This is a genomic window from Streptomyces sp. NTH33, assembly GCF_003236365.1.
Lineage (GTDB): Bacteria > Actinomycetota > Actinomycetes > Streptomycetales > Streptomycetaceae > Streptomyces.
On the sequence record NZ_POTZ01000268.1, the window covers coordinates 1 to 9,890 of the forward strand.

General features: G+C 72.9%; 12 protein-coding genes. 5 read left to right on the top strand and 7 right to left on the bottom strand.

Translation table 11 applies throughout. The features are described from left to right. Positions 1 to 90: 90 nt before the first annotated feature. Positions 91 to 258 carry a DUF3117 domain-containing protein gene (locus tag C1I97_RS23455; protein WP_003966491.1) on the bottom strand — a complete coding sequence of 56 codons (168 nt, stop codon included), beginning with the start codon at positions 256 to 258 and terminating at the stop codon, positions 91 to 93. A 436-nt stretch (positions 259 to 694) separates the two neighbouring features. Here C1I97_RS23455 and C1I97_RS23460 point away from each other — a divergent pair, with 436 nt between their 5' ends. Then, positions 695 to 1,498, top strand: coding sequence for an enoyl-CoA hydratase/isomerase family protein (locus tag C1I97_RS23460; protein ID WP_111005168.1), 804 nt, complete (start codon positions 695 to 697; stop codon positions 1,496 to 1,498). Between the two features lie 36 nt (positions 1,499 to 1,534). Here C1I97_RS23460 and C1I97_RS23465 read toward each other — a convergent pair whose 3' ends face one another. Together C1I97_RS23465 and C1I97_RS23470 are read right to left on the bottom strand one after the other, a co-directional pair. Further along, positions 1,535 to 2,134 (bottom strand): DNA-3-methyladenine glycosylase I, encoded by a 600-nt coding sequence (locus tag C1I97_RS23465; protein ID WP_258382708.1) that lies wholly within the window; start codon positions 2,132 to 2,134, stop codon positions 1,535 to 1,537. Continuing rightward, positions 2,131 to 2,484 carry a DivIVA domain-containing protein gene (locus C1I97_RS23470; protein ID WP_111005169.1) on the bottom strand — a complete coding sequence of 118 codons (354 nt, stop codon included), beginning with the start codon at positions 2,482 to 2,484 and terminating at the stop codon, positions 2,131 to 2,133. Before C1I97_RS23470 ends, C1I97_RS23465 begins: the two co-directional genes overlap by 4 nt. A 125-nt stretch (positions 2,485 to 2,609) precedes the next feature. On the opposite strand from C1I97_RS23470, the gene folP reads away from it, so the two are divergent. Continuing rightward, positions 2,610 to 3,470: a dihydropteroate synthase gene (gene folP / locus C1I97_RS23475; protein WP_111005170.1), complete on the top strand. Its 861-nt coding sequence runs from the start codon at positions 2,610 to 2,612 to the stop codon at positions 3,468 to 3,470. 42 nt (positions 3,471 to 3,512) lie between these two features. Here the strand turns inward: folP and C1I97_RS23480 are convergent, their stop codons facing one another. Both C1I97_RS23480 and dapE read right to left on the bottom strand, forming a co-directional pair. Continuing rightward, positions 3,513 to 4,271 carry a TIGR00730 family Rossman fold protein gene (locus C1I97_RS23480; RefSeq protein ID WP_111005171.1) on the bottom strand — a complete coding sequence of 253 codons (759 nt, stop codon included), beginning with the start codon at positions 4,269 to 4,271 and terminating at the stop codon, positions 3,513 to 3,515. 127 nt (positions 4,272 to 4,398) lie between these two features. Continuing rightward, positions 4,399 to 5,478 (bottom strand): succinyl-diaminopimelate desuccinylase, encoded by a 1,080-nt coding sequence (gene dapE / locus C1I97_RS23485; RefSeq protein WP_111005172.1) that lies wholly within the window; start codon positions 5,476 to 5,478, stop codon positions 4,399 to 4,401. Between the two features lie 94 nt (positions 5,479 to 5,572). On the opposite strand from dapE, the gene C1I97_RS23490 reads away from it, so the two are divergent. Continuing rightward, positions 5,573 to 6,574: a heavy metal transporter gene (locus tag C1I97_RS23490; protein WP_111005173.1), complete on the top strand. Its 1,002-nt coding sequence runs from the start codon at positions 5,573 to 5,575 to the stop codon at positions 6,572 to 6,574. A 60-nt stretch (positions 6,575 to 6,634) separates the two neighbouring features. Here C1I97_RS23490 and C1I97_RS23495 read toward each other — a convergent pair whose 3' ends face one another. Beyond that, positions 6,635 to 7,765, bottom strand: coding sequence for a bifunctional succinyldiaminopimelate transaminase/glutamate-prephenate aminotransferase (locus tag C1I97_RS23495; protein ID WP_111005176.1), 1,131 nt, complete (start codon positions 7,763 to 7,765; stop codon positions 6,635 to 6,637). Positions 7,766 to 7,887: 122 nt separating this feature from the next. Beyond that, complete coding sequence (fdxA, locus tag C1I97_RS23500; RefSeq protein WP_073947263.1) at positions 7,888 to 8,205, bottom strand: ferredoxin; 318 nt, start codon at positions 8,203 to 8,205, stop codon at positions 7,888 to 7,890. A gap of 140 nt (positions 8,206 to 8,345) precedes the next feature. On the opposite strand from fdxA, the gene C1I97_RS23505 reads away from it, so the two are divergent. Together C1I97_RS23505 and C1I97_RS23510 are read left to right on the top strand one after the other, a co-directional pair. Beyond that, complete coding sequence (locus C1I97_RS23505; protein WP_111005174.1) at positions 8,346 to 9,452, top strand: GNAT family N-acetyltransferase; 1,107 nt, start codon at positions 8,346 to 8,348, stop codon at positions 9,450 to 9,452. 29 nt (positions 9,453 to 9,481) lie between these two features. After that, on the top strand, positions 9,482 to 9,890 hold a 409-nt coding region (locus tag C1I97_RS23510; protein WP_220040854.1), incomplete at its 3' end, for a transglutaminase-like domain-containing protein.

The window sequence follows — 9,890 nt, forward strand, 5'->3', positions numbered from 1 at the left end:
TGCCGGCGACGCGCCCCCACCCCCTGACAAGCAGCTGCCCCGGCACCGCGTACGATGCCGGGGCAGCTGAAGGCTGTGGTCGCCCGCGCGTCAGCCGACGACCTTCTTGAGGGCGTCGCCGAGCGCGTCGGCCTCGTCAGGGGTCAGCTCGACGACGAGCCGACCGCCGCCTTCGAGCGGAACGCGCATGACGATGCCCCGCCCCTCCTTGGTCACCTCGAGCGGGCCATCACCCGTCCGCGGCTTCATGGCCGCCATGCTCGTTCCCCTTCCTGAAACCCAGCTCATCGTCAAAGCCGACGACCCACCGTGAGGGCACGTACGTGATCCCTGTCCGGAACGGGCCAGGACACGCGTCACCGGCATCGAACACATTGCTTCCCAGCCATTATCCCGCATCCCAGGACCCGATGACCAACATCAGTAGGCATCGCTTGGGCAACGCGCGCGAGCAAAACCACTCAATTCGGCGATGTGACTGCGATACTGCGCGCCCGCGCGGACACCCGACGGTGGCGGACCCCCCGAAATTCTTTGACGCAGGTCACACGTCCACCTCGCGCCGCGGCCGACGATCTCCGTCATGCTGTCCTTCGGACAAGAACGTACCGACCAGTACAGCGACCAGTACGGCAACCAGTACGGCGATCAGTACAGCGGTACGTCACAGCGGCGACACCGGAGGGGATGCCCCATGACCGACACCGTGCTCTACGAGGTGAGCGACGGGCTCGCGACGATCACGCTGAACCGTCCCGAGGCGATGAACGCGCTGAACGTCGCCACCAAGGTCGCCCTCCGGGACGCGGCCCGGTCCGCGGCGGACGACGACGCCGTACGCGCGGTGCTGCTGACCGCCGCCGGGGACCGGGCGTTCTGCGTGGGCCAGGACCTCAAGGAGCACATCGGGCTGCTGGCCGCCGACCGGGAGACCGGGGCGGGGCAGACGATGCGCACCGTGCGGGAGCACTACAACCCGATCGTGCGGGCGCTGGCGGACGCGCCGAAGCCGGTGGTCGCCGCGGTGAACGGGGTCGCGGCCGGGGCGGGCTTCGGCTTCGCGCTCGCCGCCGACCACCGGATCGTGGCGGACACGGCGTCCTTCAACACGTCCTTCGCGGGGGTCGCGCTCACCGCCGACTCCGGCATCTCCTGGACCCTGCCGCGGGTGGTCGGCCCCTCCCGGGCCACCGACCTGCTGCTCTTCCCGCGCAGCATCACCGCGCAGGAGGCCTACGAGCTGGGCATCGCCAACCGGATCGTGCCGGCCGCCGAGCTGCGGACCGAGGCCGAGAAGGTGGCGCGGGCGCTGGCCGGGGGCCCGACGGTGGCGTACGCGGCGCTGAAGGAGTCGGTGGCGTACGGCCTGACGCACTCCCTTGAGGAGACCCTGGAGAAGGAGGACGAGCTCCAGACACGGGCGGGGCGGTCCGAGGACCACACGATCGCCGTACAGGCGTTCGTGAACAAGGAGAAGCCGAAGTACCTGGGCCGCTGACCCGCCCGTTCCCGGTGCCGCCCCTGCCGGTCGAGGTCAGGGGCGGCGTGCCGTGCAGTCCGCGAGGTGGTCGTCGACCAGGCCGCACGCCTGCATCAGGGCGTACGCCGTCGTCGGGCCGACGAAGCGCAGCCCGCGCTTCTTCAGGGCCTTGGACAGGGCCGTGGACTCGGGGGTGAGCGCCGGGACCTCGGAGAGGGTCCTCGGGACCCCGCGGCCGGCAGGGTCGGGGGCGTGGGACCAGATCAGGGCGTCCAGCTCGCCGGGGGACCAGTCGGCGAGCACGCGCGCGTTGGCGAGGGTCGCGTCGATCTTGGCGCGGTTGCGGATGATGCCCGGGTCGGCGAGCAGGCGCTCGCGGTCGGCGTCCGTGAACTCCGCCACCGCCGGGATCCTGAAGCCGGCGAAGGCGGCGCGGAAGCCGGGGCGCCGGCGCAGGACGGTGATCCAGGACAGGCCGGACTGGAACGCCTCCAGCGCGAGGCGTTCGAAGAGCGCGTCGTCGCCGTGGACCGGGTGGCCCCACTCCTCGTCGTGGTACGTCACGTAGTCCGCCGCGGACAGCGCCCAGGGGCAGCGCAGGGCCCCGTCCGGACCGGCGACCGCGGCACCGGCCGTCGCCACGCCGTCCGTCACCGCTGGTCCTCCGGCTCGGGCTTGGTCAGGCGTACGGAGGCGGCGGCCCGGGCGCCGGCCAGCGCGGACTCCAGGTCGGCGATCCGCGCGTCGCGCTCGGCGAGCTCGGCGCCGAGACGGCTGAGGGCGTCGTCCACGTCCGCCATGCGGTAGCCCCGGGCGGTGAGCGGGAAGCGCAGGCTCTCCACGTCCGCACGGTTCACCGGGCGGTCCGGCGGCAGCGGGTCCCGCAACCGCTCCGGCGCGGCCTCGGGCAGCGGTCCGGTGCCCTCACCGCCGCCGACCACCGCGAGGGTCACCGCGGCGACCACGACGGCGAGCGCGACGACCAGGAACAGGAACATAACCATCGCTGGGCCCCCACGGAGTCTGTCGTATGCGTGTGGGTCCGATCGTGCCATGCGACGCTGACCGTTAGGGTCTCAGGCGGTCGAAGACCGGGATGTACCCGGGACGTACAAGGAGGTCACAGGGGATGCTCAGGCTGGGCAGGCGTGAGTTCGACACGCACGAGCCGGTGATCATGGCGATCGTGAACCGGACCCCGGACTCCTTCTACGACCAGGGGGCCACCTTCCGTGACGAGCCGGCCCTCGCGCGCGTGGAGCAGGCGGTCGCCGAGGGCGCGGCGATCGTCGACATCGGCGGGGTGAAGGCCGGGCCCGGCGAGGAGGTGACCGCCGAGGAGGAGGCGCGGCGGACGGTCGGCTTCGTCGCCGAGGTGCGGCGGCGGTTCCCCGACGTGGTCATCAGCGTCGACACCTGGCGGGCCGACGTCGGCGAGGCGGTCTGCGAGGCGGGGGCGGATCTGCTGAACGACGCGTGGGGCGGGGTGGACCCGCGGCTCGCCGAGGTCGCGGCGCGGTACGGGGCCGGGCTGGTGTGCGTGCACGCGGGCGGCGCGCAGCCGCGGACCCGGCCGCACCGGGTGGCGTACGACGACGTCATGGCCGACATCCTGCGGACGACCGTGGAGCTCGCCGAGCGGGCGGTGGCGCTGGGCGTGCCCCGGGAGTCGGTGCTGATCGATCCCGGGCACGACTTCGGGAAGAACACGCGGCACAGCCTGGAGGCCACCCGGCGGCTGGGGGAGATGGTCGCCACCGGGTGGCCGGTGCTGGTGTCCTTGTCCAACAAGGACTTCGTGGGCGAGACGTTGGACAAGCCGGTGAAGGAGCGGCTGGTGGGGACACTGGCCACGACCGCGGTGTCCGCGTGGCTGGGGGCGCAGGTGTACCGGGTGCACGAGGTTGCCGAGACCCGGCAGGTGGTGGACATGGTGGCGTCCATAGCGGGGCACCGGCCGCCGGCGGTTGCCCGACGGGGGCTGGCGTAGGGCTTTTCCGCCCTTTGCCTGTCCGCCTCTACTTGCCCGCCTCTACTTGCCCGCCTCCTTCGACATCAGGGCCACCGCCTCCTCCACGTCGTCCGTCACGTGGAACAGGGTCAGGTCCGCCTTTGCCGCCTTGCCCTCGGCGATGAGGGTGTGGGTGAGCCAGTCGACCAGGCCGCCCCAGTAGGAGGTGCCGAAGAGGACGATCGGGAAGCGGGTGACCTTCTGGGTCTGGACGAGGGTGAGGGCCTCGAAGAGTTCGTCCAGGGTGCCGAGGCCGCCGGGCAGGACCACGAAGCCCTGCGCGTACTTGACGAACATCAGCTTGCGGACGAAGAAGTAGCGGAAGTTGAGGCCGATGTCGACGTAGCGGTTCAGACCCTGCTCGAAGGGCAGCTCGATGCCCAGGCCCACCGAGAGGCCTCCGGCCTCCAGCGCGCCCTTGTTCGCCGCCTCCATGGTGCCCGGGCCGCCGCCCGTGATCACCGCGAAGCCCGCCTCGACCAGGCCCCGGCCCAGCCGGATCCCGGCCTCGTACTCCGGGGTGCCCACCTGGGTCCGGGCCGAGCCGAACACGCTGATCGCGGGCGGGAGTTCGGCGAGCGTGCCGAAGCCCTCGATGAACTCCGACTGGATGCGCAGGACACGCCAGGGGTCCGTGTGGACCCAGTCGCTGGGAGCGCGCTCGTCCAGCAGCCGCTGGTCCGTGGTGCTCGGCTGGACCTGGCCCCGGCGCCGGAGGACCGGCCCCAGGCGCTGCTCGTCCGGCGGCTGCTTCTTTCCCTCGGGGTTGCCTGTGGGCATGTGCGCTCCCTCCGTGTGCTGAACGTTCCGCCTCAGCGTAGATCCACGCGCGTTACCGGCGGGGGACGTCGGCCTTGTCCGCCATGAAACGCCTCGTGGCCGCCTCGCGGCCGCCTCGCGGCACCGGTCAGCTCGTCAGCCAGGCCCGCAGCCGCTCCTCGCCCGCGAGGATCCTGGCCGTGTCCACCCGCTCGTCCCGCTTGTGCGCCAGGTGCGGGTTGCCGGGGCCGTAGTTGACCGCGGGGATGCCCAGCGCCGAGAAGCGCGAGACGTCCGTCCAGCCGTACTTGGGCCGCGGGGTGCCGCCGACCGCCTCGATGAACGCCGCCGCGGCCGGGTGGTTCAGGCCCGGCCGGGCGCCGCCGCTGTGGTCGTCGATCACGAACTCCTCGACCCCGCAGTCCGCGAAGACCTCGCGGACGTGGGCGACGGCCTCCTCCTCGGTGCGGTCCGGGGCGTAGCGGAAGTTGACCGTGACCACGCACTCGTCGGGGATGACGTTGCCCGCCACCCCGCCGGAGATCCCGACCGCGTTCAGGCCCTCCCGGTACTCCAGGCCGTCGATCACCGGGTAGCGCGGCTCGTACTCGGCCAGGCGCCTCAGGATCGGCGCGGCGGCGTGGATGGCGTTGGAGCCCAGCCAGCCGCGCGCCGAGTGGGCCCGCTCGCCCTTCGTCCTCAGCAACACCCGCAGGGTGCCCTGGCAGCCGCCCTCGACCTCGCCGTCGGACGGTTCCAGCAGCACCGCGAAGTCGCCCTGAAGCCACTCCGGGTGCGCCTCGGCGACGTGCTTGAGGCCGTTCAGCTCGGCGGCGACCTCCTCGTTGTCGTAGAAGACGAAGGTCAGGTCGCGGTTGGGGGCCGGGACCGTGGCCGCGATGCGCAGCTGCACCGCCACGCCGGACTTCATGTCGCAGGTGCCGCAGCCCCAGAGCACCCCGTCCTCGTCCAGCCTGGAGGGCACGTTGCCGGCGATCGGGACGGTGTCGATGTGGCCGGCCAGGATCACCCGCTCGGACCGGCCCAGGTCCGTCCGGGCCACCACGTTGTTGCCGAAGCGGTCCACCGTCAGGTGCGGCAGTTCGCGCAGCGCGCCCTCGATCGCGTCGGCCAGCGGCTTCTCCGTGCCGCTCTCCGAGGGGAAGTCGACCAGTCGCGCGGTCAGGCGCGCGGCGTCCAGCGTGAGGTCAAGCGGGGTATCGGCCATGCCGTCGACCCTAACCCGCCGAACCGTTCCCGCGCTGCCGCCATTTGCCCCCACCGGCCTCAGCAGTCCCTGCTGTCTCAAGTACCTTGTAGGCGTGCGCGACCCGTCCCCCTCCCCCAAGCGTCGTGGCCGCCTCCTCCGGTTCGGGGCGGCCCTCGTCGTCCTGCTCGCGCTCGCGGGCTACCTCTCGATGCAGTACCTCACCGGGCACACCAGGGGCCCGGCCTGCGAGGTCGTCTCCGGCAAGGAGGACGGCGCCTCGTACCGGTTCACACCGGAGCAGGCGGTGAACGCGGCGACGATCGCGGCCGTGGGCACCGGGCGCGGCATGCCCGAGCGCGCGGTGACCATCGCGCTGGCCACCGCGCTGCAGGAGTCGGCCCTGCGCAACATCGACTACGGCGACCGGGACTCGCTCGGCCTGTTCCAGCAACGGCCCTCGCAGGGCTGGGGCACGCCGGAGGAGATCATGGACCCGGTGTATTCGGCGGGGATCTTCTACGACCACCTGGCCAAGGTCCCCGGCTACACGAGGCTGCCGCTCACCGTGGCCGCCCAGCGGGTGCAGCTCAGCGGCTTTCCGCAGGCGTACGCCAAGCACGAGCCGGACGCGACGCTGCTCGCCGCCGCGCTCACCGGGCGCTCCACGGCCACGCTGGCCTGCCTGGGCCGCCCCGGTGTCACCCGTGCCACCACCGGTCCGGACGCGGTGCGCTCCGCGCTCGTACGGGACTTCGGACGGGACGTGGTGCAGGAGGCCGGCGCGGAGGTGGGCGGCGGCGACCCGTCGCCCGCGCCCACGCCCAGCCGGACCACGGGCTCGGGCTCGGGTTCGAGCGCCGGGGGACGGACCGTGACTCTGCCCGTGCCCGCCGACACGGCCGCCGCCGGGCGCAGTGCCCGACAGCGGGGGTGGCAGCTCGCGCACTGGGCGGTGGCCAACGCCTCCGCGCTGCGCATCGAGCGGGTCTCGTACGCCGGCCGGGAGTGGACGGCGGGGACGACCGACGGCCGGTGGCGTGCGGCGAGCACGCGGGGAGCCGCCGGGGCGGAGCGGGACGCGGGCTCGGTCCGCATCACCACGACCAGGCATTAGCGCCGCGCCACCACGACCAGACATTGGCTCCGCGCCACCAAGACCAGGCATTGGCGCGCGTCAGCGCGAGCCGTCGCCCAGCCTTGCCGCTGCCGCTGCCACCCTCTCGTCCGTGGCCGTCAGGGCCACGCGTACGAACGTGGCACCCGCCGTGCCGTAGAAGTCGCCCGGGGCGACGAGGATGCCCCGGTCGGCCAGGTGGGCGACCGTGTCCCAGCAGGACTCGCCCCTCGTGGCCCAGAGGTAGAGGCTCGCCTCGCTGTGTTCGATGCGGAAGCCGTGGTTCAGCAGGGCCTCACGCAGCACCGCACGACGGGCCGCGTAGCGTTCGCGCTGCTCGCGGACGTGGGTGTCGTCGCCCAGCGCGGCCACGACCGCCGCCTGGGTGGGCGCCGAGGTCATCATGCCGCCGTGCTTGCGGATCTGAAGCAGCGGGCCGAGGACGGCAGGGTCGCCGACCAGGAAGGCGGCGCGGTAGCCGGCCAGGTTGGAGCGCTTGGAGAGGGAGTGGACGGCGACGATGCCGTCGTACGAGCCGCCGTTCACGTCGGGGTGGAGCACCGAGACCGGGTCCGCCTCCCAGCCCAGCTCCAGGTAGCACTCGTCGGAGAAGACGAGGACGCCGTGCTCGCGGGCCCAGGCGACGATCCGGGTCAGCTCCTCCTTGCCCAGGACCCTGCCCGTGGGATTGGAGGGCGAGTTCAGCCACAGCAGCTTCAGGTTCGTCGGGTCCAGGTCCGTCGGACCCGGCGCGTCAGCGCCTGATGTCACCGTGTAGACGAGGTGGTCCGCGCGGGCCAGGCGGGCGCCGACCTCGTAGGTGGGGTAGGCCAGGCGCGGGTACGCCACCTTGTCGCCGGGGCCCAGGCCCAGCTGGGTGGGGAGCCAGGCGACCAGTTCCTTGGAGCCGACGACCGGCAGGACGTGCCGGTGGGTGACCCCGCGCGCACCGAGGCGGCGCCCGGCCCAGCCGGTGATCGCGTCGCGCAGCTCGGGCGTGCCCCACACGGTGGGGTAGCCCGGGGAGTCCGCCGCCGCGACCAGCGCCTTCTGAATCAGCTCGGGGACCGGGTCCACCGGGGTGCCGACCGACAGGTCGACGATGCCGTCCGGATGGGCCGCGGCCGTCTTCTTGTACGGCTCCAGCTTGTCCCAGGGAAACGTGGGAAGCCGGTCGGAGACTGCGGACACGGGGATCAGGCTCACTTTCTGCTCCGGCAAACGCCTCGGTCCCGTGCGGCGGTCGGAGCGCTGGGCGCGATCAGGCCGTACGGGACCGAGGCGGCGCGGTGTGCGGGCCGCTTGACGACTGGTTACGCCTGCGGCGGCAGCGCGGCGATGATCGGGTGGTCGCGCTCGATCAGCCCGAGCTTGCTGGCGCCGCCGGGAGAGCCGAGCTCGTCGAAGAACTCGACGTTCGCCTTGTAGTAGTCCTTCCACTCCTCCGGAGTGTCGTCCTCGTAGAAGATCGCCTCGACCGGGCAGACCGGCTCACAGGCTCCGCAGTCGACGCACTCATCCGGGTGGATGTACAAGGACCGCTGGCCCTCGTAGATGCAGTCGACCGGGCACTCCTCGATGCACGCCTTGTCCTTGACGTCGACACAAGGCTGCGCGATGACGTAGGTCACGCTGTCGTTCCTCCTCGATAGGGCGCTGGCGGGCCTCCACAGGCTCCGCCGCCTGGCGCGCGGGAGCGCGGCGTCGTCGATGCCCGCCCCTAGTATCTCCGTTCCGGGGCATGATCCGAACAGGAGGGGTGAACAGACCCGTGGAAATATCGGCTGCAGGGCGCCTCGAGGTCCGTATTACCGCCGCTGACGTGGGCAAACGGGTCTCCGTACGGCGCCTGGGCGAACCCGGCACGCCGGGCGGGAGGTTCACCGACACGGTCGGCGTTCTCACGTCGTGGGACAACGGTGTGTTGGTGATCACACGAAAGAGCGGGGAGAGCGTTCGCATCGCGGAATCCTCCCTGGTCGCGGGCAAGGTCGTTCCCGCCCGCCGCCCGACCACCACCCCTCAAGGAGGCGCTCCGCGCCACGTGACGACTGCGCCGGCCCGGCGCCGGGGTCCGGCCGCCACGTACGACGAGCTCGCGCGTGTCGCGGCGCGGGCCTGGCCGCCGGTGGAGAGCGAGCGGCTGGGTGAGTGGGAGCTGAGGGCCGCCGGCGGGTTCACCCGGCGGGCCAACTCGGTGCTGCCGCTCGGCGACCCGGGCCTTCCGCTCGACGAGGCGCTGGCCGCCGTACGACGCTGGTACGGCGAGCGCGGCCTGCCCGCGTACGTCCAGACCGCCACCGGCGCCGAGGGCACGCAGGAACTGCTGTGCGCGGAGCTGGAACGGCGGGGCTGGGTGCGCGAGGTGAGTGCCGAGCTGTGGACCGGGGCGCTCGCACCGGTCGCGGACCGGGCCGAGGGCTCCGGGGTCGTGCTGTCCCGCACGGCCGACGAGGCGTGGCTTGCGCGGTACCGGCGCAAGGGGGTGAGCGAGGTGGCCCTGGAGGTGCTGGGCGGCGGACCGTCGGTGTGGTTCGCGAGCGTGCCCGGCGAGGGCGGTGTGCCCGCGGCGATCGGGCGGTGTGTCGTCGACGGGCGGTGGGCGTCCTTCGCCGCCGTCGAGGTGGATCCGGCGCTGCGGCGGCGCGGCCTGGCCACCACCGTGCTGGCCGCGCTCGCCCGCCGGGCCCTCGACGAGGGGGCGTCGGCGGCCTGGCTGCAGGTCGAGACCGACAACGCGGCGGCGCGGGCGCTGTACGGCGCGCTGGGTTTCTCCGCGCACCACGCGTACCACCACTACCGCGCGCCGGGCTCCGGTCCGGGGGCGGCGCCCGGCGCGGCGGCCGTGTCCGGAAACTCCGGCTCCGGTCGGTCGTAGCGATCGCCGTGGAAGGACACGAGGCTGCTATGCGCCCCCTTTATCCCCCGCCGCCCGAACGCTCCGCCGAGCTGCGCCGCCGGTTCGCCGAGGAGGCGCGGTCCGAGCGGCCCGACCTGGCGGCACTGTGCCTGCTGGTGGGCGCGGAGGCCGACGGCACGCTGGACGAGGCGGGCATGGACGCGGCGCAGATCGAGCTGGACCGGCTCGCGGGGCTGCTGCCGTACCGGCCGGGCGGGCCGCGGGCCTGGGCCCAGGCGCTGTCCGAGCTGCTGGGCGAGCGGTGCGGGTTCCGCGGCTGTGCCGCGGACTACCAGCGTCTGGAGAGCTCGTTGCTGCACGCCGTGCTGGCGCGGCGGCGCGGGTTGCCGATCCTGCTGTCGGTGGTGTGGATGGAGGTCGCACGGCGGGCGGGGGCGCCGGTGTACGGGGTCGCGC

Bases quoted from the DNA above. Each gene is read 5' to 3' on its own strand.
- C1I97_RS23455 (WP_003966491.1), bottom strand. From the start codon at position 258: ATGGCGGCCATGAAGCCGCGGACGGGTGATGGCCCGCTCGAGGTGACC.
- C1I97_RS23460 (WP_111005168.1), top strand. From the start codon at position 695: ATGACCGACACCGTGCTCTACGAGGTGAGCGACGGGCTCGCGACGATC.
- C1I97_RS23470 (WP_111005169.1), bottom strand. From the start codon at position 2,484: ATGGTTATGTTCCTGTTCCTGGTCGTCGCGCTCGCCGTCGTGGTCGCC.
- folP (WP_111005170.1), top strand. From the start codon at position 2,610: ATGCTCAGGCTGGGCAGGCGTGAGTTCGACACGCACGAGCCGGTGATC.
- C1I97_RS23480 (WP_111005171.1), bottom strand. From the start codon at position 4,271: ATGCCCACAGGCAACCCCGAGGGAAAGAAGCAGCCGCCGGACGAGCAG.
- dapE (WP_111005172.1), bottom strand. From the start codon at position 5,478: ATGGCCGATACCCCGCTTGACCTCACGCTGGACGCCGCGCGCCTGACC.